The organism is Microbulbifer mixtoriginis (SeqCode) (assembly GCF_052467235.1).
The window spans coordinates 4,535,843-4,558,675 of the sequence record NZ_CP174305.1 but is presented as its reverse complement, the minus strand read 5'-3'; the positions used below and the strand labels follow the sequence as shown (position 1 = coordinate 4,558,675).

Here is a 22,833-nt window from a genome sequence, read left to right as displayed (position 1 = left end):
TACTTGAGCTTTTTATCTTCACAAAGAATAACTTAATAGATATCTGTTAGTTTCTTCCAGCTATTACACCACCATCTACATCCCAAATTGCACCGGTAACCCAACTAGAGTTTTCACCTAGAAGGAAGTTAACAACATTTGCAACATCATTTGGCACACCAATTCTCCCAATGGGGTGGAAAGAATCAAATCCGGATAGTGCTTCATCTATTTCATTAGGATCAATAAAGTTCTCATAAATTGGTGTTTTCACGACTGCTGGAGAGACTGCATTAACTCTTATGTTGTACTCGGCAAGCTCCATGGCTAAATGCTGGGTTAGGGCATGGAGCCCAGCCTTTGCCATTGAATATGCTGAAGATGGAGTGGCTTTAATTGCTTGCTGGGCCCACATAGAACCAATATTAACTACACTACCAGAGCCATGCTTTATCATATTCTTCGCAACAGCTTGAGTAATAAAAAATAACGAACGATTGATTTCTAGATATCTGTCATAGTCATCATTTTCATGCAATAGAAATGGCTTGGGGTTGAAATAACCCGCAGCATTTACCAAGTATCGATAATGAGCTTCATCTTTCTCGATAAGCTCAATGAGAGCACTGACATCTTTTTCTTGGTAAAGATCTGCCTGGAGCGTTTTCACTTCACCATAGGTAGATAGATAATCCTCTGCCTTTTTTAGCTTTGCTTCCTTACTACCAACGATTATGGGCGTTATCCCTTGTTTTATCAGCTGCTCCGCAGTAGCTAGTCCAATTCCACTTGATCCTCCCACAACAAGGGCCAACTCACGTCTATCTTTGTCTTTAGCTTCAACTATAGTCTCGTTCACAAATTTTCCTCGATAAGATAATGTAGATAGCGTGCAAGTAGTCTAGGCAAAGCAAAGCCCTGATGAAAAGTAGGTACAATTCGGTGTATTAGTTACTTTTTGGTAAGTATTTATGGAACCAAACAAAAAGAAAGTCCTAAGAAAGGCGCCACCAAAGCAAAGCGCCCGGATGGTTGAGACTATCTATGGCTGTAAATGGTCGCTTACAGTCTACCGCTTGCTGGCTTTGGAAATAAATCGACCAGGAGAGATGGTACGCAGTGTGGAGGGTCTGAGCGCAAAAGTGCTTAATGAATGTCTCCGTAAAAACGTAGAGTTTGGTATCTTGGAACGCGTGAGCTATAACGAAATTCCTCCCAGGGTTGAATACACAGTTACAAAATTTGGTAAAAAATTTTTAATTGTATTGGAGGAATTAGAGAAACTGCAAGATGAGATAGATCAAATGAACTCACAGTGAAAAATTACCTACAAGGATCATATTCACATCCAAATCAAAACCATTTCACTACGTTTTCCAATATATATTGCGCAAGCTATCTGATAAGAGTTGAGTTTGAAGGTAAACCGGAACACAAGATTCCATTTGATTAATAGCTACACTAAAACCTTTAACGTGGTGCATTTCTAGGCACAACTTTTCCATTATGACCAAAGAATAGCTGAATGTTTTAATTAACAAACTAAGGACGGTTATAGCATGAAAATTGTAGTGATTGGCGCTAACGGAACCATTGGTAAATCAATTGTGGCTGAACTTAAAGACCATGAAGTTGTAAAAGTAGGTCATAGCAAAGGCGACTACAGAGTTGATATTGAGGACAGGGCATCTATCAAGGCCATGTTTGAGAAAGTCGGCCAAGTTGACGCCGTAGTTTCAGCCACTGGAAATGCAGTTTTTGCGCCAGTTGAGGAACTGACATTTGATCAAATTAAGGCAGCTATCAACAGTAAGTTGTTAGGGCAAATTAGTATTTTCCAGATTGGCCGTGACCATATTCGAGAGGGTGGCAGTATCACTTTAACTTCAGGTGTTTTGGCTCAACATCCTATGCGGGGCGGTTCTGCACTCAGCCTGGTGAATGGGGCCATTGAATCCTTTGTGAAAGCCACAGCGTTAGAGCTCAGCCATAAGCTTCGTTTGAATGCTGTTAGTCCACATTTTGTGAAAGAAACCATGGATATGATGGGTATGGATAGTTCTAGCGGCATCTCAGCGTCGGACACTGCAAAAGCGTATCGCCATGCAGTTTTAACCAATGAAACTGGGCAGTCTTTTGACGTAGTAGATTATATATAACCCTCAAAACTGAAACTTATTGTGAGACTTTTTATATCGATGATATGCAGTTTATTGATGGTTATGTATTAATTGATACACTAGCTTTTTCTTGGCGAAATTGATCAAGACGTGAGTTAGTGAAGTAACTACATAGAGTATCAACGTAAATGCGATTGACTCCGAGCTGGTAGAAAATACATTCTTCAAGGAGAGAAAACAGCAATAGCCTGTACGAAATACAATGATGAAAATATTCCTGCTCAATCGCTATACATTTTTTGGCTGTTGTGTTCTCACGACTATCGTCAGCCTGCCTCTGTTGCACTCTTACTCCTGGCTCTGGCCTATTGCCGCAATCAGCAGCCTTCTGAGCCTCCTAGGAATTTACGATCTGATTCAAAAAACCCATGCGGTGCGCCGTAACTACCCCATATTGGGCAATATTCGCTATCTCATGGAACGTGTTCGCCCAGAGCTACGCCAGTACCTGTTAGAAGGAGAAGAAGACGAGCTGCCTTTTTCCCGGGCCCAACGCTCCCTGGTCTATGCCCGGGCCAAGAATGAGAATGCATCCAAACCCTTTGGTACCTTGATTGACGTCTACGAACCTGGTTTTGAGTTTATCAATCACTCCATACGCCCCAAGGAGGTCAGAGAGCACAAGAGCTTCAGGGTGCTCATAGGGGGACCTCAGTGCAGCCAGCCTTATTCGGCCTCAATCTTCAATATCTCCGCTATGAGCTTTGGGTCCCTTAGTGCTAACGCCATCAGGGCCCTGAACAAGGGCGCCAAGCTAGGGGACTTTGCCCACGATACAGGGGAGGGCAGCATCAGCCCCTATCATCGCGAGTTCGGCGGCGATCTGATTTGGGAAATAGGCTCGGGTTACTTTGGTTGTCGAGCCCAGGACGGTAGCTTCGATCCAGACCGCTTCAAGGCACAGGCTCGTAACCCGCAAATTAAGATGATTGAGCTAAAACTCAGCCAGGGCGCCAAGCCCGGCCATGGCGGCATCCTACCCGGGCACAAGGTGACTGCGGAGATAGCATCCACCCGCGGCGTACCTGAGGGCGAGGACTGCATCTCACCTTCGAGCCACAACAGCTTTTCTACCCCCCTTGAGTTGCTGACTTTTATCAAACAACTGAGGGAACTTAGCGGCGGTAAACCAGTGGGTTTTAAGCTGGCCCTCGGACACCCCTGGGAGTTTATCGGCATCGCAAAGGCCATGCTCCAAAGTGACATATTGCCAGATTTTATCGTGGTAGATGGCAAGGAAGGGGGTACTGGAGCAGCACCGTTGGAATTCACCAATCATATCGGCGTGCCCCTGCGCGAAGGCCTACTGTTTATCCACAATACCCTGGTCGGCCTGAGCCTGCGAGACAAGATCAAGATAGGTGCCAGCGGCAAGATAATCTCGGCGTTCGATATTGCCAGTGTGCTGGCTATAGGGGCCGACTGGGCCAACTCGGCACGCGGCTTTATGTTTGCAATCGGCTGTATCCAATCCCAATCCTGCCACACTAACAAGTGCCCCACGGGCGTAGCCACCCAAGACAAGCTGCGACAGCGAGCCCTGGTGGTGCCGGAGAAAGCCGACAGGGTACATAATTTCCACCACAACACCCTTAGTACCCTGGCCGAGATGTTAGCCGCCGCCGGATTAGAGCATCCAGCACAGCTAGAAGGAAAACACCTAGTACGCCGTACCGGTGGCACAGAAGTTCAGCTATTTTCGCAAATCCACGTCTACCTCAAGCCTGGCGAATTGCTCAGGGCACATAGCGAGGGGGGCTTCTATGCCCGGGCCTGGCGCATGGCACGTGCCGACAGCTTTGATCCAACCGAGAACGGCCCAGCCGGTATCGATTCGGAAAGCGAGGCCGGCACAGCTGAACTTGCGCTCAGTTGACCAGGGATCATGCCCCCCAAAACTGTTGTGAGGCTCCTGAAATAAACGGTCTTAAGCAGTGAGATTAAAGTCACGACTTTAATCAATCACCTCTCAAAAAGTTAACCGTTGCACACTGTTGTTGGAAATTTAACCGAGCGAATTTATATGAAATCTTGGGAGACTCTGAATAATTTCGCAAAGCCTTGAAGGCTGTAGATGTTAAGCGCATCTCGACACGGACGGACTTAGCCCCTTGCAAGAACTGCGATGCAGCAGATGTGCTCTTCATGGCTCGCCCCATGGGGCTTTCGGAGCGATTTATAGACAAGAGTCCTAAATGTAGTGAGCTGATTTAGCCTTTGATTAAAGTAACTTAGCTCAAGTGATTTGGAGCCCGAAAGGGGCTTTGATCGTGTTTCTTTCTCTATTTTAAAAACCTATTGACGATCGGTTTTTGTCGCTCTACCATCATTCAAGGAATGATTTTAACAGTTGGAATAATGGTCTATGCGACTTGGTGATCTTGAGAAACAGGTGCTCCAATATCTCTGGGATAGAAAATCTGCGGATGCCAAACAGGTCCACTCGGACTTGAGCCGGGCCCGTGGAGGTTCTCTCAATACTATCCAGAGCACGCTGGATCGCCTTTACAAGAAAGGTTTGCTGTCCCGGGAGAAGCAGGGGCATGCATTCCAATACAGCCCGGCAGTGGAACGCTACGAGTTTGTCGGGCAGCTGATTCAAGACGTTACTCGTGAGTTCGTTGATGATGAGAACGGGTTGGTAGCCGCATTTACCTCCATCTCATCGGAGTTAAGCGAAAGCCAATTGGAGCAGCTGGAGCAATTGATCGAAAGCCAGAAGATTAAGCGCCAGCAGGGTGATCGCGAATGATTTTGGGGCAGGTTGCACTCTGGCTAAACCTGCTGACTATTGCAGCGCTTGGCCTGTTTGTCGGTATTCTACTGGTATCAGCTGCCTGCCTTTCTGCTTCCCGGCATTCACTTCGCCTGTCTGCCAGTAGCCGGCGTTTACTACTGTGGAGCGCGGTATTGCTGCCGTGGTTCGCGGCTTCCACTGCCGCTGTTATCCTGGCTTTCCCCAGCCTTTTGGGAGGCGTTGCATCACTGGCGCACTGGCACCATATCAACGCTTTTAACCTCTACAGTTGGCATGGTGTTTTTACCATTGCATTTCTTTTTCTTACCGGGTTTTTGGTGTTTCAAAGTTTTAAACGAGCTCATCGCCATTTGGCGCAGCTCCGTTTGTTAATGCAACTTTGCGAAAGGGATCAGTCTGATCAGAGCATCATCCAGGCAAAGGGGCCCCAGGCTTTCACCAGTGGTCTGCTCCGTCCGCAAGGGTTTTATACCAGCGGTCTGCGAGACCAGTTAACAGCGGAAGAATTTGAGGTGGTGCGCTTACATGAGGAAGCCCATGCGCAAAAATTTGATCCTCTGAAGAAATTAATATTCGCTTTGTTTGCCAGCTTTTTCCCTACGCATTTGGGGAATTACTTGAATCGACAGATGGCGCTGTGTATGGAGCAGCGTGCAGATGCTTATGCCCATAGACAGGGGTGGAGTGAGACTTTTATCGCACAAACCCTGCTTAAAGTAACCCGTATCTCCAATGGGTTGCAGCCCAAAGAGAGAAGTTCAGCAATGGTCTGTTATTTCGCTCTTGACCAATTGGATGCTCGTATTCGTTACTTGCTGTCTGATGATAAGGGGCGCAGCTTACCCCCCTTGTTATTAGCTGGAATGTTTGTGGCTCTTACAGGCACTTGCCTTGTTTCGGTGGATGCGTTCCACCACACCATCGAAACCCTTTTCTCCCACTAAGGAAGCCGAAGTGTTTAATTGTTTGCGTTTAGTCATAACTAAAAAACCGATTGTTAATCGGTTTTTTGTGGCCGGAGCCGTGTTCTTTTTAGTCGCATTAAGTGGGCCCCTTAGGGCAGAACAGGGCGAGGAGTTATCGGGCCTCACTTATGAGCAGGCAATTCTTAAAAGCTTGCAAAATCATCCTGAACTATCGGGTTACCGATATCAGTTTGAGGCTGTGGATGCTTTATCGAAGCACGCCAAGCTTGGACCACGCCCGGAGCTTAGTGTTGCCGCAGAGGGGTTGAGGGAGGACAAGAGCAGCGATGGCAACGGCAGTTCCCAGGTAACAGTCGGCATCAGTTGGCTATTACAGGGTGATCTTGCAGAAAAACGTGTATTGGCTACACGCAGTAAGACCTCCGTGATTGAGGCCCAAAAGCAGGTTCTTGAGTTAGAAGTTGCCGCAAATACCGCGCGTTACTTTTTCCAGGTCCTGGTGCAGCAGGAACGCCTGGAAATTGCTAAAAGAGCAGTCGACTTGGCTCGTAGGATATCCGCTGAAATTAATCGTCAGGTTAGTGTTGGCAGAACGAATGAAGCCGATGCTTTTCGGGCGGAAGTCGATTTGCAGCGTCGACTCTTAGCTGTGGAAGATGTCGAGCACGAGTTGGATATTGTCAGATATCAATTAGCTGCCCAATGGGGCTCCAGAGAGCCCAGCTTTCTTGGGGTGTCCGGCTCTCTTTCCAGTGTCATTCCCGAGGTTGATTTATCTAGATTGCGAAGCTTGGTGGCGAGCAACCCAAATTTAGAAATATTTATGAGCCGTGAGCGCGTGGCGCAGGCGGAAATTGATTTGGCACGTGCAGAAGCGGGCATTCAGTGGCGGATTGATACAGGAATTCGTCGCAACGAAGCGAGCGGAGATTATGGATTGGTGGCTGGTTTCGCAATCCCACTAGGTAAAGGCGATCGCAATCGCGGCAAGGTATCTGCTTTGAGAGCGGAACAGAATCGTTTTCGAGCAGAAAGAAATGCGAAAGAGATTGCATTGGATACACAACTCTTTGTGATGACCCAAAGGCTACAGCATCACCGGCACGTGGCTGCCGCCTTGAATGAAAAGATGATTCCCAGTCTGGATAAGGCGCTCACCGCTACGCAAAAAGCCTATCGACGTGGCCGCTACAACTACTCGGAATTGGCTCTAGCCCAACAGGGGCTTAGCGATGCGCAGCTTTCACTGATCCAGGCACAGTACAACGCACACCTTAGCCTGATTGAAATTGAAAAACTTACCGGCCTGTCATTGGCACAGATAAGCGAGAGCGAGATATGAGATCCGCAGTTTTTTCCAGCCTGATATTCAGTGCTTTACTTTCCTTGTTCCTTAGTGGCAGCGGCAGTGTCTATGCGGCCGGAGCTGTCGCAGAGGCGGAACCGGAAAAAGGTCCCAATCGTGGGCGCATGTTGCGAGAAGGTGATTTTGCCGTTGAGCTAAGTATTTATGAAACTGGTGTTCCCCCGGAGTTTCGGGTTTGGGTGAGTAACGATGGAGAGCTGGTTAATCCTCAACAGGTTGATCTTAAAGTGATTCTTACAAGGCTTGGAGATGGAGAGGACCACATCGAATTCAGGCCCGAGGGAGATTATCTGCGTGGTGATATGGTGATCTATGAGCCCCACTCATTTGTTGTGACTCTAACAGCCAAGTACCAGGGGCAAGAATACCGTTGGCAATACGATAATTTTGAGGGGCGAACCCGTATCGAATCCAGTATTGCTGAATCCATGGAAATTGATACGGAAACCGTTGGCCCAGCCAGGATGAGTGAAACCAGCCGCGCTTACGGCAGGCTTATTGTAGATCCAGAGCAGGTTCGTGAAATCAGTGCGCGTTTCGATGGCTTTGTAGAAACTGTGCAGGTGGGGTTGGGGGAGCGCGTTAAAAAAGGGCAACCCCTGATTACCATTAACAGCAATCAAAACCTAAACACCTACACTATTCAATCCCCAATTGCCGGTGTAGTAGTCCAGCGCAATGTAAACCCTGGTGAACAGACCGCAGGTAGAGCTTTATTAACGGTTGCCGATGATACTGCCTTGTTGGCAGAGCTGGATGTTTTTCCCTCGACACGCCCCCAGATTCGCCAGGGCACGCCCGTTTCCGTCAATATCAAGTCCCTGGAAACTCCTCTGCTCGGGGTAGTGAAACAAATTGATACTTTGATGAAACCCAACCAGGCCACCGCCGTTCGAGTGTCACTGCAAGATATTCCCGCAGGCCTCGCACCGGGTTCTTTTGTAAGCGGCGATATCCAAGTTGCTGAATATGAGGTGCCTCTTGCCGTCAAGCGTTCCGGTTTACAGGCGTTCCGCGATTTTACTGTCGTTTATGCCAAGGTGGGCGACCAGTATGAAGTGCGTATGTTGGAGTTAGGGCGTGAAGCCGGTGATTGGGTAGAAGTGCTGGGGGGGATTCGACCGGGAATCGAATATGTCACCGGTAACAGCTACATCATTAAAGCGGACATTGAAAAGTCCGGTGCATCCCACGATCACTGAGGGTTCGACATGCTTGAGTACTTGATAAGAACCTCAATTCAAAATCGCGGGCTGGTTATTGCCCTTGTGCTACTACTGTACGGTTTGGGCATTTGGAATTTCACCCGGCTGCCCATTGATGCGGTACCGGATATCACCAATATCCAGGTGGTTATTAATACGGAGGCACCAGGGTATACCCCTAAAGAAGTTGAGCAACGGGTTACATACCCAGTGGAAAATGCAATGGCTGGATTGCCGAGCCTTGCTTATACACGCTCCGTTTCGCGGTATGGGTTGTCTCAGGTTACGGTGATTTTTGAAGATGGCACCGATATTTATTTTGCCCGCCAGTTAGTGAATGAACGGCTCACTAGTGTACGTGGTGCACTGCCTGCTGGTTTGGAGCCGGAGCTTGGACCCATCGCCACAGGTCTTGGTGAAATCTTTATGTTCACAGTGGACTCCGAACCCGGAGCCACCAATGCTGATGGCAGTGCAGTAACACCTAAAGACTTGCGTTCGGTGCATGACTGGATTGTGCGCCCGCAGTTACTGCGTGTACCTGGTGTGGTGGAAGTCAATCCGATCGGCGGGTTCAAGAGAGAAATTCTAATTGCTATAGAGCCAGAGAAACTGCTGGCATTCGGCCTGACGCAGGAAGACCTGATTCGCTCGATCGAGGAGAACAATCGTAACCGCGGTGTAGGCTTTATTGAACACAGTGGCGCCCAGTGGTTGCTGAGGGTTCCTGGGCAGGCAAGCTCGTTAGAGACACTGAAGGATTTCCTGGTTGCGGAAGTGAATGGCGTTGCTATTCGCCTTGGCGACTTGGCCAAGATTGAAGAGGGGCGCGAAATGCGCACCGGGGCGGCTACTCAGAACGGCAGGGAAGTGGTGATGAGCACCGTTTTCATGCTGGTTGGCGAAAATAGTCGCACCGTTGCAGGTGCAGTTGGTGAAAAGCTAGAGGATATCAAACAGAGCCTACCGCCTGGTATCACATTGACTGCGGTTTATGATCGTACCGGTCTGGTTGACCAGACATTGCGCACGGTCCAAACCAATCTTATGGAAGGTGCGCTGCTGGTTATCGCGGTTCTTTTCCTGCTGCTGGGGAATGTTCGCGCAGCAATTCTCACTGCGCTGGTCATTCCGGTGGCCATGTTAATGACTATCACCGGCATGGTTCAGGCCCGCGTAAGTGCAAACCTGATGAGTCTGGGGGCGCTGGACTTTGGCTTGTTGGTGGATGGGGCCATCATTATTGTCGAGAACTGTCTGCGACGTCTCAGCGAATCCGCCCGCGAGCGTGGCCAGTTAGATCTAAAAGAGCGGCTTACCCTGGTATTTCAATCGACGCGGGAAGTGATTCGCCCGGCCATGTTTGGTGTTTTCATTATCACAGCAGTGTATTTACCCATTTTTGCCCTGACCGGCGTGGAGGGCAAGATGTTCCATCCGATGGCAATTACCGTGGTGATTGCGCTGCTTTCTGCGATGTTTCTTTCCATCACTTTGGTGCCAGCCGGCATAGCGCTGCTATTTCGCAAACCGGTGATCGAAAAGAAAAACCCTGCACTGGAGAAGCTGAATAGCTTTTATCGCCCGGCCCTGGAGTTTGCATTGCGCCAGCGTGGCATGGTTGTCGCTATTGCTGCGATACTGGTGTTGGTATCCGGCTATACGGCGAGCAGAATGGGTAGCGAATTTGTGCCGAATCTGGATGAAGGCGATATTGCCATGCACGCCTTGCGTATTCCCGGCACATCCCTGGAACAAGCGATTGCACTACAAAAATCCTTGGAGGAGCGGATTAAAGAGTTGCCCGAAGTGGAGCGTGTATTCGCCAAAATTGGTACTGCAGAAGTGGCTACCGATGCCGTTCCCCCAAGTGTTGCCGATAACTTTATTATCCTGAAACCCAGGTCTCAGTGGCCAGATCCGGATAAGCAGAAAGAGCAATTGGTAGAAGAGCTGGCAAAGCTGGTAGAGCCAATCCCCGGCAACCGCTATGAATTTCTCCAGCCAATCCAGATGCGCTTTAACGAACTTTTAGCGGGGGTGCGTGCGGAATTGGCGATCAAAGTCTTTGGCGATGACTTTGAGCAATTAGAGCGTTTGGGCGGTGAAATTGAAGCGGCTATTGGCAGTGTAGAAGGCGTTGCTGATATACAGATGGAGCAAACCAGCGGTTTACCGGTTCTCGCCATTGTTCCTGACCAGGCCGCACTAACCCAGTATGGGCTGGCTATCAATCAGGTACAGGAGCAGCTGGCAACCGCCCTGGGAGGTACGGTTGCTGGCCGCTTTTATGAAGGAGACCGCCGCACCGATATTGTTGTGCGTTTGCCAGAGGTATTGCGCCAGGATTTGGATGCGCTAAAGAAACTGCCGATTCATCGACCCAATGGCAACTATGTGCCCCTGGAGGAAATTGCCAGCTTGGAACTCACTGCCGGTATCAATCAGGTTTTCCGCGAGAACGGTAAACGCAGGGTAGTGGTAACGGCTAATGTTCGGGGTAGGGATCTGGGTAGCTTTGTTGCTGATGTACAGCAGTCCGTTTCCGATAAAGTGGAAATACCACCCGGTTACTGGGTTGAATACGGCGGAACCTATCAAACGCTACAGTCTGCTACTGAACGCTTATCGATTGTAGTGCCGCTGACCCTTGTATTGATTATGGGGCTTCTCCTGCTGGCGCTTCGCTCCATAAAAGATGCGGCAATTATCTTTACCGGTATACCCCTCGCATTAACCGGCGGTGTGCTCTCTTTAATGTTGCGGGATATCCCTTTCTCCATTTCCGCTGCGGTTGGTTTTATCGCACTTTCCGGGATTGCCATCCTTAACGGCCTGGTGATGGTTTCCTTTATTCGCGACCTGCGTGACCAAGGTTACAGCATAGAAAAGGCCATTATTGAGGGCGCCCTGATCCGCTTACGTCCGGTCATTAGTACCGCACTGGTTGCCTCACTCGGTTTTGTGCCCATGGCCCTGAATACTGGTATTGGTTCTGAGGTACAGCGCCCACTGGCTACGGTGGTTATTGGCGGTATTGTCTCATCAACAATCCTGACACTTTTAGTGTTGCCGGCACTCTACAGAATTTTACATGGCAGGAATGCCAAGTCGGAGAGCTTACAAGATAACCCTGAAGTGGCTCTGGCTGGAGCCAGTTAACTGGGCCTGTGTGCGCTTTGGTTCACAAGAATTTAGAACTTTAATAACGGGAGATTGTAACGTTGCACAATAGTTTAAAAACAGTTTTCGGCTTGATGGCGCTGATAGCAGGTATGGTGATATCTATGCCGCTATTTGCCCATGGAGTGGACGATGCGACCAAGACTTTTCTTGCCGGTAATGAAGGGGTATCTATTATTCCCTTTCTATATATTGGCGCCAAGCATATGGTGACTGGCTATGACCACCTGCTGTTCCTGGTGGGAGTCATTTTCTTTTTATATCGCTCAAAAGATGTTCTTATCTATGTAAGCTTCTTTACGCTCGGTCATAGCTTAACCCTTTTATTTGGAGTACTGAACGACACCCATGTGAATGCCTATTTGATCGATGCCATTATTGGATTATCCATTGTCTATAAAGGCTTCGATAATCTCGGCGGCTTCAAACGGGTTTTTGGCTTCCAGCCTAATACCAAGGCTGCCGTACTGATTTTTGGACTCTTCCACGGTTTTGGTTTGGCTACCAAATTACAGGAATTCAAGCTGTCCAGCGATGGGTTGGTGGAGAACATTCTGGCCTTTAATGTCGGAGTAGAAATTGGTCAGTTTGTTGCGTTGCTGTTTATTCTCCTCGCCATCAATTATTGGCGTCGCTTTGACAGTTTCCTGCGATTTTCCACTATGACAAATACCTTACTAATGAGTGGTGGACTGATGTTGGTGGGTTACCAGATGACAGGTTACTTCGTAGGTTAGATAGCCTACAAATTTATTGAACAGAAAGAACACAGATTTAGAGCTTACAGAATGAATACAACTGAAATGCCAGTGCAGTCTGCACAAACGCTGATTAAATCCACACTTGCTGCTGGCGTGCTTGCAGCCATTATGTTGACCACAGTAATCCTGCCAGCTGAATACAATATAGATCCTACTGGAATCGGCAGTGCACTGGGGCTGACTGAATTAAACAGTCAAGAGCAGGAAATCGCTGTGCCAGAAGTAGTGCAGCGTGGCGAGCAGACCTTTGCTTATCGAACTGACACCACAACTATTGAAGTGCCCGCTGGCCGTGGGATTGAATACAAATTTCAATTGGATAAATACGGCCATCTGGAGTACGAGTGGGTAACGGAGAGTGGTGAACTTTACTTTGATTTTCACGGCGAACCCGCAGGCGATACTACCGGCTACTTTGAGAGCTTTGCTATTGCTACCGCAAACAAGATGAGTGGCTCTCTCACCACGCCTTTTGATGGTTCCCATGGCTGGTATTGGAAAAATAACGGTCAGGAATCTGTGAAGATCACTCTAAAAACAAAAGGGTTCTACGAGGTTATTGGACTCAAACAGTAACGCTTTTTGATCAACATTCGCTAAAACCGAGAAGAAAGAGAGTATTATGAACAAACTTATTCGAGCCATCTGTGTATCAGTTACCTTAGGCTTCGCAAATCTTGCTTTCGCCCATGGTGACCATGAGAGAGACAATTTTGCCACTGTATCCATGGTAGAAGCCAAAGGCATCGCCAGCCAAGAAGTCGCTCGCCTAATCAAAGAGGGTAAGCTTAACGAGTTATGGTCTGACAAGCCGCTCAGCGCCGCTATGCAGCGTGTTAACAATCAGCGTCAGTGGGTTGTTACAGCAAAAGAGCAGGGTGGTGTACTGAATCAGCAGCTACAGGTTTTCTTAAGCACCGAAGGTTACTTTCTGACTTTTAAAGTGCAGAACCTCTAACTGATAAGACATACTCTGGCAGCGGTAAATTAGCCGCTGCCTTCAATGAAAATTCTTCACACACTTGATAGGCATATTGGTCGAACTTTATACGTCAGAAAACGCTATGAAGAATTTAAGGCCTTAAATGCGCATGTGGTTGGTAGTATCAAATTAGACAGCATGTAAGATGTGCACAGACGCATGACTGCCATCAAAGACACCTTGCCATCTCAGATCAGATTTGCCGATCCAGAAAATCGAGCCTCCATACATCGAAGTGATTGGGCCCAACTGATCGCTGCCAGCTCTGCGTAGTCAGGGTTTAGAAGTGTATGCGTAAGCGAAACGACAGTGCCAAGCTCACTGCTTCTGAACACTACTTCGACCAATGACGAATTCTTTTGCGGTTCGGTGCCATGTGGCAAGCTGAGATTGCAATGTTTATGGACCTCAAAACTTAGAAACTTCGGTCTATCGACACGACGATATACTCCAGACATTACGCAAGAGCTACCGTCTGGAGCTGTCATCTCAAAAGCAAAACTCCCGCCAACCTCTGCCGTGAGATTGAGCACACGCGTAGTGAAACCGTCAGGCCCCCACCATTTTTCAACCATGCTCGGCGTAACCCAGGCTGTAAAGACTTCTTCCGGTGTTGCCCTGACGGTGTAGGAGATAGGCTTGGTTTGAACGTCCGCTTGATAGGAAAAATCGATCACTATTGCACCTTGTTCTTTTTATCAGGAGGTTTCCTGCTTTCTGTTAACACTAAAACATATCTTTTAGGGAGGAGATGAAGCACTTTTGTTAGGGTGTTTTTTCGGGCATTAGCAAACCGCGGCCATTGCCTAACGATTTTACACCTATATACTTAGTCAAATGGGTAACAATCACGAAAATCTGAATACAGTCTTCCAAGCCTTAGCAGATCCAACGCGCCGCGCTGTCATTCAGCACCTGATCAGCGGACCAGCATCAATCACCGAGCTCGCTAAACCGTTTGAAATGGCACTACCTTCATTCATGAAGCACATTGGTGTGTTGGAAGATGCGGGCTTGATCCGCTCCAAGAAAATTGGCCGCGTACGAACCTGCGAGATCAAGCCGAAGCAACTGACAGCTGCAGAAACTTGGATTAATGAACAGACCGCCCAGTGGGAAGGCCGGATGGCAAGAATGGCGAGCTTTGTCGAAGCACTTGGCGCTGAAGGACAGGATGACTGAGTACGATAGAGATACAGGGTGCCATATTACAAACCCTGTAGATCACCCCTCCATTCCAATAGCCGACTACTTGATCTTCAGTTAAAAAACTGGAGGGTGTGATCGGCTCACATACCGCACCCTCTTATGACATTACCGATCATAGTTGTTATGTCATTGCACCTCACTCTGAGCAGATAGAGGTCAATTCTCTTACTCTTTTACGCCACTAGTAAGTTATCCATTGACCTAACTATTATTGCTTTTTATAGTTATCCAATCAGCTAACTATTAGTCGGTAGCCTGGGAACTGCCATTAAGCAAAGGGACTAGCATGAGCCAACAGTTATCGCACGACACCATATCCATCAGTAAAACAATCAAAGCACCAGCAGAACAGGTTTTTTCAGCATGGGAAAACCCAAAAGCCCGATCAATATGGGGGGCACCTTCTAAGGATGAGGCAGTCGAGTTTATTGAAAACGACTTTCGCGTCGGAGGCCTTGACGTACATCGGTGCGGCCAAAAGAATGATCTGCAATTCCGAGTCGAAACACACTACTACGACATCAGTAAGCCGCATCGCCTGCTTTTTACCGAGCGTGTGTATACCGACGACTCTTTATTGAGTGCCTCTTTGATCACCGTGGCGATTAGTCAAAATAAGCGCGCGACTGAACTCCAGGTGACGATACAGATCACCTCTTTGGTCGGTTTGGGAATGATCGACGGAACACGCAATGGATGGCAGTGCGCTCTTTCTAATCTCGCCGCTTACCTGGAGGCAACAAGGGTGGAAGTCGAATAAAGAAGATCAATAAGCTATCTCTTCAAGTCTCAATGGTGATTGAAAGCAATAGCCTAAGCACAACTCGAGACGCCATTTTGATCAACAAAATCACCAAGGAAGAACTGTGTGCGAAAAATAATTGTAAACACATTTGTTAGTCTGGATGGCGTGATGCAGGCTCCCGGTGGTACAGAGGAGGACACTTCAGGGGGCTTTGAGCATGGTGGATGGGTGGTACCTTATTTCGATGAAGGTGTAGGTAAATTTATGGGAGATGTCTTCGCAGCCCCATTCGAACTCCTGCTTGGCCATCGGACTTACGATATTTTTGCTGCTCATTGGCCAAAAGTAGCTGCTGACCCTCCACCTGAGGGTGTTGATGATGGAGAAATCCAGATGGCCCAAAAAATTGACAGTACAATACGGTATGTGGCCTCGCGCACGAAACCTGAATTTACCTGGGAAGGCAGCGAATGGCTGGGCGATGATCCGGTCGCACGACTTCGTGAAATCAAGGCTATCAATGGTCCTGACTTGCTGGTTCCGGGCAGTGCCAATTTTATTCAGACTCTACTTAAAGCAGACCTGGTAGATCAGTTTAAACTGCTGATTTTTCCCTTGGTTCTGGGCAAAGGAAAGCGCCTCTTCGGTGCTGGTGTGACCCCTTTGGGGTTCCATGTACAGCAATCTACGACGACAGATAGTGGCGCTATTTGCGTAACCTATATGCGGGATGGAAGTATCTCCACTGGAGACTCCTCGCTTCAACAAGGTTAGCGCCGGCAGCCCAATCGCAAGCTGGCATAATCGATAGGAGATTTTGAATGCTGGTTATGACGCTGATCAAAACTCACAGATAAATATGGAACGCCATAGTTGCTAAATTACGAGGGTTCAAAGGCAGGAGCCGTAGGGGAGGGGACATCAAAATCTAACTCCGGAAAAATGATAGTTTGATAGTGGCAGGGACTTTGCTCGTATGGGACAACCGGTTATAGCAATGATTTCAGATATCGCAGATTATTTTTCGAAAGGTTGTGGGCGTTGTGAACGCTTTGCAACGCCTGATTGCTCGACCCAGAAATGGAAATCCGGCCTTAATGAGTTGCGCCGGATATGCCAGAGCATGGATCTGGAAGAGCACGTAAAATGGGGGCAGCCTTGCTACACATTCGCCGGTCGAAATATTGTCATCCTTGGAGCGTTTCGAGAGAAATTCCTCATTAGCTTTATGGATGCGGCGTTATTGAAAGACACCAAAGGCTTACTTCAAAAGCGTGGTGAGAATACCCAACACCCACATATGATCCCCCTGAAATCCAACGACCAAGTGACAAAGCTCGAATCAGTTATACGAGCTTACATCGAGGAAGCGAAGGGATATGCCAAAGCCGGCATTAAGCCCCCAAAAGCAGAACGCGATATCAAGCTCCCAGATGAACTGGTTGAAGCCATGGATGCCGACCCCGAGCTTGCAGAAGCGTTTCATGCATTAACACCAGGGCGCCAGAGAGGCTATGCCTTCAACTTAAATTCAGCCAAGAAACCAGCTACACGGGTTTCGAGAATAGCCAAGTTCCGCAGCAAAATAATTTCAGGCAAAGGCGCTATGGAGCGATAAAAAAAGATGCATCGATGAACAACTCGCATCGACCTCGAGCGACCTTTGGAATAGCGCAGATTTGGCTAAGCAGTTCTAGACGATATTTATCATGCCGAGTGAGGTAACAGAACATCCTCCTCGGGAGGGTACCGAGACCGCCATTCATCACAAATACCAAAGGGGCAGGGGTCTTTATCAAACCTGAACCAGGGCGCAGTTACGATATGGAGCGCATTGCAGCAACCTTCAAAGCTGACGGTGAAGAGACCGCATACTGTCCAAAGCATAGGAGAATACATATGACTGAACTCGTAAACTGCCTGTGGTTTGACTATGGCGAAGCAAAGAAGGCGGCGGAATTCTACGCCGCAACTTTTCCAGATAGTCATGTAGATCGAGTTAATCAAGCGGTGACCGACTACCCTGGCGGTGAGGAAGGCAGTGAACTGACTGTCGAATTTACCGTACTCGGGCGCAAGTTTATTGGTCTGAATGGCGGTCCGAATTTCAGGCCAAATGAATCCGTTAGTTTCATGGTTGTCACCGAGAATCAGGAAGAAACCGACCGCTACTGGGAGGCGATCATCAGTAATGGTGGACAAGAAAGTGCCTGTGGTTGGTGCAAGGATCACTGGGGCCACTCGTGGCAAATTACACCAAGACAGCTTCTGGATCTGACAACGAACTCTGATCGTGACAAAGCGAAGCGTGCCTTTAAGGCGATGATGTCCATGAGTAAGATCGATATCGCCACGATAGAGGCAGCCGCCGAGGAAGTATGAGTTCATAGGGAAGTACTCTTCTCAACTTAACTCAAGATCTGGAGCTGATTATGGCTTTAATTCAGAACAGGAAAACTAAGGAGATCTCCGGAGTAGTCCGGCAGATCCTGTTACCGGAGGCCTGGAAGGATGAACTCGCTGAACTCCGCAAAGCAGAAAAGGAGCTGACCCGTGCCCACGACCGGCTGGCAGAAAAACGACGGTATTCGGGTTGGGTTAAGATCGAACAAAATTATGCCTTTGCGGGTCCAGGAGGCACTGCGACTCTGGCTGACTTATTCGATGACCATTCACAACTCATCGTTTACCACCATATGTTGAAGCCCGCTGATCCCAGCCCGTGCGAAGGCTGCTGCATGGTCGCCGATCAGATTCCTCATCTTGCCCATCTACATGCCCGAGACACCTCTCTCGTCTTTGTGTCAAAAGCGCCAATCGTTGAGATAGAGGCATTCCGGAAACGTATGGGTTGGGCAATCCCCTGGTATGAAACCAAGGACAGCTTCAACGCTGATTTCGATGTGGCTACCGGATTTGGCATCAACGTTTTCTATCGCGATGGAGAGGACCTCTATCGAACCTATTTCACTAACGGTCGAGGTGTCGAAACACTTGGCACGGTGTGGACTCTTTTGGATATCACACCGCTCGGCCGCCAGGAAAACTGGGAAGCGGCTCCCGACGGCACTCAGCAGACACAGCCATATCATTGGTGGCGGAGACACAACGAATATGGCTAATACGGGTGCCTGCCACACATCATCCAGCTACAAAGGGAAGAATTCATCTACTCAATCGCTTGTTTAGGAGAAACAGGATATGAGGCGTTTAGTTGTTTGGAATGTGATGACGTTGGACGGGTACTTTGAAGGCACTGCGCCCTGGGCGTTGGACCATCACGGAACAGTGTGGGGCGACGAGTTAGAAGCTTTCTCTCTTCAGCAGGGCGATGAAATCGGCACCTTGTTGTTTGGACGCTGCACCTATGAGGGGATGGCCAGTCATTGGAGGAATGAAACCGGGGCGGTTGCGGACATGATGAACTCACTTGAGAAAGCTGTCATCACGCGCACACTTGAAACCGCCGATTGGTCAAACACTCGTCTTTTAAAAGGTGAGGCCGTCGAACACGTTAGCACGCTGAAGAAGGAGACCGGGAAGAGAGATATCTTCGTTTTCGGAAGCGCAGACCTTGTGGCTACTCTGCTCGCAAGGGGCTTGGTGGATGAATACCGGATATGTCTTGCACCCATCGTACTTGGAGCAGGCTCACCTCTCTTCAAAGCTGACGCCATCCAGAAGAATTTCGAACTCATGCGGACGGACGCCCTTAAATCGGGGGGGTGATCCTTCGCTACAAGTGCTTGCAGAAAGGTGGAGAAGTATAACAAATCGCAAAGTTTCTATTTTCTTTAAGGGCATTAGGCCTTCACGGAAATCCGTGGAATTCCTATATTCCAGCAGTCATATGGATTGATTGATACAGTTCAAATAGCCATCTATCTTGTACCGGTGTAATCACCAATTTTTATACTGTCATGATAAGGCCTCAACCTTTTGGTTACCACTTGATTCGGATAGAAGGCGATACGAGCATTAATTACTTTGGCAAAGTTGAATACGGCTTTGTAAGTCCATGCAATGGTTGAAGTAGCTGGAGCGGACAATGGGGCGTCTTTACCTTAATATGAACCAGTTAAAAGAAGTGAAGAAGTATTCTGAAAAGTTGAAGTAATTCATCAATATATATTGGATAATATTATGGAATTTAATTTCCCAAATCGTGACGGTGTAGAATTAAAGGGTAAATTAGAAAATTCCACCGGGAACCCAAAGGCCTATGCAATTTTTGCACATTGTTTCACATGCTCAAAAGATATCATTGCTGCGAGCGCTATTAGCAAATCATTGACTAGCAAAGGAATATCAGTATTAAGATTTGATTTTACTGGGTTAGGTAACAGTGATGGAGATTTTTCCAATACTAACTTTTCATCTAATGTTGAAGACTTACTTAGTGCTTGCAATGAAATTAAAAACCGCTTTGAAGCGCCAAAATTGCTAATTGGGCATAGTTTTGGTGGTGCTGCCGTATTAAAAGCCGCTGGTATGCTAAAGACAGCTAAAGCTGTTGTTACTATAGCCGCTCCAAGTGATGTAAAACATATCCAACATATGTTTAAAGATGAGCTCGATAACATCAATAAAACAGGACAGGCAAAAGTGGTGCTTGCTGGCCGAGAGTTTACACTTAAAAAGCAGTTTATCGACGATATAAATGAAGCAGACATCTTGGTTAACCTTAAGGAATTAAGGAAAGCTTTACTAGTTATGCATTCACCACTAGATAGCACTGTTTCTATTGATCATGCTGCAAAAATATTTAGCGCCGCGCACCATCCAAAAAGTTTTATTTCCTTAGATAAAGCCGATCACTTGCTTATGAAGAAATCAGATGCTGAATATGTCGGCAATGTTATTGGAGCCTGGGCTCAAAGATATATTAGTTAATACGACATATAATAGAGAATAATGTTGGAGCTTAGAATCCAATAAAAATATGGGCTCGTCTGTTAAGGATTAAATTGCATAACTGAGCTTTACTGACTTCCAGGAACCTTTGGATCAAACAACATAGCCAGCACCAGATGGCCTTTGGATTGCTCCCTTATTACATTAAACATCCAGAAGCTTAATTAAGCTCATTTTTCAAAATAAACGATGAAAACCCTTGTTTTTGTAAGCATAGATATTCCGCAAGGAATCATCGCGTCAATCCATCGCAGCCGCTACTTACTCAAGAATGAGTTACTTTAGTTTGACTGCACTCTGAGTGAAATTTCGAAATTATATCGATTACGACGAGAAAGTAAGCAGTTACGGATAGAGAAGGAAATCTCAAAAAAGGCCGGTGTAGATTCAAAAGTACAGCATTATTAAGGTACAGCAAGGCAGCTTTCAAGTGAGATTGCTCTACCGGGTAATGCAGGTAATGCACTACAAGCAAAAATGTACGAGATGCCAGGGTCTGAGCACAGAAATTCGTTAGCTGTTACAACGATCATCATCGCCGTAGTCAATTCAATTTTGTTACAGCCAATCAGCGTCATCGAGGAGAGGATTACGTAATAACTCGTATTATTCTTTTCCACTCCGTTATATATATTATGCCTATCAAATTGGTACACTGGATTCACTACTCTCACTATCAGACATAACAAAAAAGGAAATTTTGATGTTGCATCTAAAAACTTTACCCAGCCAGGTCGGCAACTCTTGCGCCGCTCACTGCACCGAGATCGCAGTGTCAGGATACGACATCCGTGCACCAAGGCCACAGGCATTTGTGGAAGGGACTCTGTGGAACGCCGTCAAATGGCAGAATGCGGACCTACCTCCTATGCCAAACGGAGCTGACCATCCCTTAGTGGCGGCCAACAATAGTTCGCCGATGCGTGTGCGAAACTATGTGAATACCCAGTGCCCTGGGCGTACCGGTCGGATTTTATATGACGCGACTCAGAAAGACATGTGCCTTCAATTCGCGCAGGCGGGCAATAGAGTTGATTATAATGCGTTGTTTACAAATCTCATACAGCCAGCTAGTAATGGGGGAATGCCGAGGAACTTGCGTGCCGACACCTTTTACAATTGCGCTTTTATGATGTTTCGAGGCCCTTCCCCTGGGTCTGCTCATGAAATGGGTTTCCATAATATCCTGGTTGCCAAGGATGGGAACACAATCAAATATTATAACCCGAATGAAGCTCAACCAGTTTGGAGGGCTGATATTGGATGGCGAACGTTGCGTCATCAAAACGCTGGAAGGCATAGTTACGTTTGGAGTGGTATTGCAATCGAAATCACCTAGCAGTTAATGTTTGATGATGCGATCATTAGTATGGATCATGGGGTTTATCCTTGGTTTTGCTTTTAGCTTTAGGCACTTTCATCAAAACCGGTAAACCCTTCTTATCCAAGACGATTTGTCAGATTTGGTCTGATTTAGTCCACATCTTTACACCTTCCTCCAGCTTACTCGCTCCCTTATTTGTTAAGAAATACTAAATTCCTGCTAGAACTGAATGTAAGTTACTCATGCCAGCCACTACTAATAGATCGATAAAATAAATTCGATTGTATCCGTTTTCGCAACATTGTTTCTCTATTCGAACTGATTATTGAGTCAATGTGATGTAATAGGATAGATCCCAAGTTTTGGACATTAACCCAACGCTTCAGGAGCTTGAAATGAAAGCAAAACTTATTTTACCAATGATTCTATTAAACATGCTTGGCGGAGTAGGGTCCGGCATCATGATCTATATATCTGGTGGCGATCCGGTTTGGGTCGGCGCACTTTTAGCGACCTTGCCTTTACCATTTTTCTTGATGGTCCTAACAAATGTGTTCAGCATTTCAAGAACGTCAGAAAGATTACCAGTTATTCAAGCCGTTAACTTTATAGGAGTTGCATTGGTTGCTTATTCAACTTATTCGAACCAGGCTCCAATGTCCTTGTCTCTATACATTCCTATTGCAGCTGCTGCTCTGGGCTTCCTATCCCTTCACTGGTATATCTGGTCATTCTCCGTCTACAACCGTAAAAAGAGCAAAGCCATATCAAAAGGCCAAAAACTGCCTGAAATGAACTTTAATCGATTAGATAAATCGGGTGTGTCTTCCACCTCTTTTGACGAATCTAAAACACTATTAGTGTTCTTTAGAGCCAACTGGTGCCCATTTTGTATGAACCAGTTAAAAGAAGTGAAGAAATATGCTGAGACACTTAAGCAATATGATGTGAAGGTGAAGTTTATCTCTAACCAAGGCTACGACAACTCAAGGAAGTTAGCCGACAAGCTTGATCTGCCTGGTCATTTTGAAATTCTTCAAGATGACAACCTAATGGGTGCTAAAGCTCTAGGCATTGAAGATATTGGCGGTTCCCCTGCAGGAATGCCTGGATACCCTAAGGATACCGTTATGGCCACGGTGATAGCACTGGATGAAGGTGGCAAAGTTCTATTCGGAGACGAGACCGACAATTATCGCAGACGCCCAAATCCTACGACTTTCCTGCATGTTTTCGCGGGCTCAGCACCACAGCTAGAAAAGGACAAACCAACCTTTAAGAGCATTGCTTAGCGAAAGCCC

At 47.3% G+C, this 22,833-nt stretch carries 22 protein-coding genes; 20 read left to right on the top strand and 2 right to left on the bottom strand.

Translation table 11 applies throughout. The features are described 5' to 3' along the window. Positions 1 to 46 precede the first annotated feature (46 nt). The gene (locus ACJJIO_RS19960; protein ID WP_444890296.1) at positions 47 to 838 is read right to left on the bottom strand and encodes an SDR family NAD(P)-dependent oxidoreductase; all 792 of its coding nucleotides are present in this window, start codon (positions 836 to 838) and stop codon (positions 47 to 49) included. A gap of 112 nt (positions 839 to 950) precedes the next feature. On the opposite strand from ACJJIO_RS19960, the gene ACJJIO_RS19955 reads away from it, so the two are divergent. The 11 genes from ACJJIO_RS19955 (at position 951) to ACJJIO_RS19905 (ending at position 13,316) form a co-directional block, all read left to right on the top strand. Further along, positions 951 to 1,298 carry a winged helix-turn-helix transcriptional regulator gene (locus tag ACJJIO_RS19955; RefSeq protein WP_444909589.1) on the top strand — a complete coding sequence of 116 codons (348 nt, stop codon included), beginning with the start codon at positions 951 to 953 and terminating at the stop codon, positions 1,296 to 1,298. 240 nt (positions 1,299 to 1,538) lie between these two features. Continuing rightward, positions 1,539 to 2,138 carry a short chain dehydrogenase gene (locus ACJJIO_RS19950; RefSeq protein WP_444909588.1) on the top strand — a complete coding sequence of 200 codons (600 nt, stop codon included), beginning with the start codon at positions 1,539 to 1,541 and terminating at the stop codon, positions 2,136 to 2,138. 223 nt (positions 2,139 to 2,361) lie between these two features. Next, on the top strand, positions 2,362 to 4,035 hold the full coding sequence (locus ACJJIO_RS19945) for an FMN-binding glutamate synthase family protein (RefSeq protein WP_444909587.1): 1,674 nt from the start codon (positions 2,362 to 2,364) through the stop codon (positions 4,033 to 4,035). Between the two features lie 489 nt (positions 4,036 to 4,524). Next, positions 4,525 to 4,911 carry a BlaI/MecI/CopY family transcriptional regulator gene (locus tag ACJJIO_RS19940; RefSeq protein ID WP_444909586.1) on the top strand — a complete coding sequence of 129 codons (387 nt, stop codon included), beginning with the start codon at positions 4,525 to 4,527 and terminating at the stop codon, positions 4,909 to 4,911. Beyond that, positions 4,908 to 5,861 (top strand): hypothetical protein, encoded by a 954-nt coding sequence (locus ACJJIO_RS19935; RefSeq protein ID WP_444909585.1) that lies wholly within the window; start codon positions 4,908 to 4,910, stop codon positions 5,859 to 5,861. Before ACJJIO_RS19940 ends, ACJJIO_RS19935 begins: the two co-directional genes overlap by 4 nt. A 10-nt stretch (positions 5,862 to 5,871) precedes the next feature. Then, on the top strand, positions 5,872 to 7,185 hold the full coding sequence (locus ACJJIO_RS19930; RefSeq protein ID WP_444909584.1) for a TolC family protein: 1,314 nt from the start codon (positions 5,872 to 5,874) through the stop codon (positions 7,183 to 7,185). Beyond that, on the top strand, positions 7,182 to 8,411 hold the full coding sequence (locus ACJJIO_RS19925; protein ID WP_444909583.1) for an efflux RND transporter periplasmic adaptor subunit: 1,230 nt from the start codon (positions 7,182 to 7,184) through the stop codon (positions 8,409 to 8,411). Before ACJJIO_RS19930 ends, ACJJIO_RS19925 begins: the two co-directional genes overlap by 4 nt. 9 nt (positions 8,412 to 8,420) lie before the next feature. After that, a complete protein-coding gene (locus tag ACJJIO_RS19920) occupies positions 8,421 to 11,576 on the top strand; it encodes an efflux RND transporter permease subunit (protein ID WP_444909582.1) in 3,156 nt (1,051 codons plus the stop codon). Positions 11,577 to 11,638: 62 nt separating this feature from the next. Continuing rightward, positions 11,639 to 12,334: a HupE/UreJ family protein gene (locus tag ACJJIO_RS19915; protein WP_444886199.1), complete on the top strand. Its 696-nt coding sequence runs from the start codon at positions 11,639 to 11,641 to the stop codon at positions 12,332 to 12,334. Positions 12,335 to 12,385: 51 nt separating this feature from the next. Beyond that, entirely contained in the window at positions 12,386 to 12,934 is a 549-nt protein-coding gene (locus ACJJIO_RS19910) for a hypothetical protein (RefSeq protein WP_444909581.1), read from the top strand. Between the two features lie 46 nt (positions 12,935 to 12,980). Continuing rightward, a complete protein-coding gene (locus ACJJIO_RS19905) occupies positions 12,981 to 13,316 on the top strand; it encodes a DUF6488 family protein (RefSeq protein WP_444909580.1) in 336 nt (111 codons plus the stop codon). Between the two features lie 212 nt (positions 13,317 to 13,528). Here ACJJIO_RS19905 and ACJJIO_RS19900 read toward each other — a convergent pair whose 3' ends face one another. Beyond that, the gene (locus tag ACJJIO_RS19900) at positions 13,529 to 14,017 is read right to left on the bottom strand and encodes an SRPBCC family protein (protein WP_444909579.1); all 489 of its coding nucleotides are present in this window, start codon (positions 14,015 to 14,017) and stop codon (positions 13,529 to 13,531) included. Positions 14,018 to 14,177: 160 nt separating this feature from the next. On the opposite strand from ACJJIO_RS19900, the gene ACJJIO_RS19895 reads away from it, so the two are divergent. The 9 genes from ACJJIO_RS19895 to ACJJIO_RS19855 all read left to right on the top strand — a co-directional run bounded on the left by ACJJIO_RS19895 (position 14,178) and on the right by ACJJIO_RS19855 (position 22,824). Next, positions 14,178 to 14,522 (top strand): ArsR/SmtB family transcription factor, encoded by a 345-nt coding sequence (locus ACJJIO_RS19895; RefSeq protein WP_252081673.1) that lies wholly within the window; start codon positions 14,178 to 14,180, stop codon positions 14,520 to 14,522. 313 nt (positions 14,523 to 14,835) lie between these two features. Then, complete coding sequence (locus tag ACJJIO_RS19890) at positions 14,836 to 15,309, top strand: SRPBCC family protein (RefSeq protein WP_444890283.1); 474 nt, start codon at positions 14,836 to 14,838, stop codon at positions 15,307 to 15,309. A gap of 108 nt (positions 15,310 to 15,417) precedes the next feature. Beyond that, the gene (locus ACJJIO_RS19885; RefSeq protein WP_444909578.1) at positions 15,418 to 16,068 is read left to right on the top strand and encodes a dihydrofolate reductase family protein; all 651 of its coding nucleotides are present in this window, start codon (positions 15,418 to 15,420) and stop codon (positions 16,066 to 16,068) included. A gap of 202 nt (positions 16,069 to 16,270) precedes the next feature. Then, complete coding sequence (locus ACJJIO_RS19880; protein WP_444909577.1) at positions 16,271 to 16,912, top strand: YdeI/OmpD-associated family protein; 642 nt, start codon at positions 16,271 to 16,273, stop codon at positions 16,910 to 16,912. Positions 16,913 to 17,193: 281 nt separating this feature from the next. Beyond that, positions 17,194 to 17,676 (top strand): VOC family protein, encoded by a 483-nt coding sequence (locus ACJJIO_RS19875; RefSeq protein ID WP_444909576.1) that lies wholly within the window; start codon positions 17,194 to 17,196, stop codon positions 17,674 to 17,676. Between the two features lie 50 nt (positions 17,677 to 17,726). Beyond that, the gene (locus ACJJIO_RS19870) at positions 17,727 to 18,416 is read left to right on the top strand and encodes a DUF899 domain-containing protein (RefSeq protein WP_444909575.1); all 690 of its coding nucleotides are present in this window, start codon (positions 17,727 to 17,729) and stop codon (positions 18,414 to 18,416) included. Between the two features lie 79 nt (positions 18,417 to 18,495). Continuing rightward, complete coding sequence (locus ACJJIO_RS19865; RefSeq protein ID WP_444909574.1) at positions 18,496 to 19,023, top strand: dihydrofolate reductase family protein; 528 nt, start codon at positions 18,496 to 18,498, stop codon at positions 19,021 to 19,023. Positions 19,024 to 19,437: 414 nt separating this feature from the next. After that, a complete protein-coding gene (locus ACJJIO_RS19860) occupies positions 19,438 to 20,187 on the top strand; it encodes an alpha/beta hydrolase family protein (protein ID WP_444890279.1) in 750 nt (249 codons plus the stop codon). A gap of 1,740 nt (positions 20,188 to 21,927) precedes the next feature. Then, on the top strand, positions 21,928 to 22,824 hold the full coding sequence (locus tag ACJJIO_RS19855; protein ID WP_444909573.1) for a TlpA family protein disulfide reductase: 897 nt from the start codon (positions 21,928 to 21,930) through the stop codon (positions 22,822 to 22,824). Positions 22,825 to 22,833 lie beyond the last annotated feature (9 nt).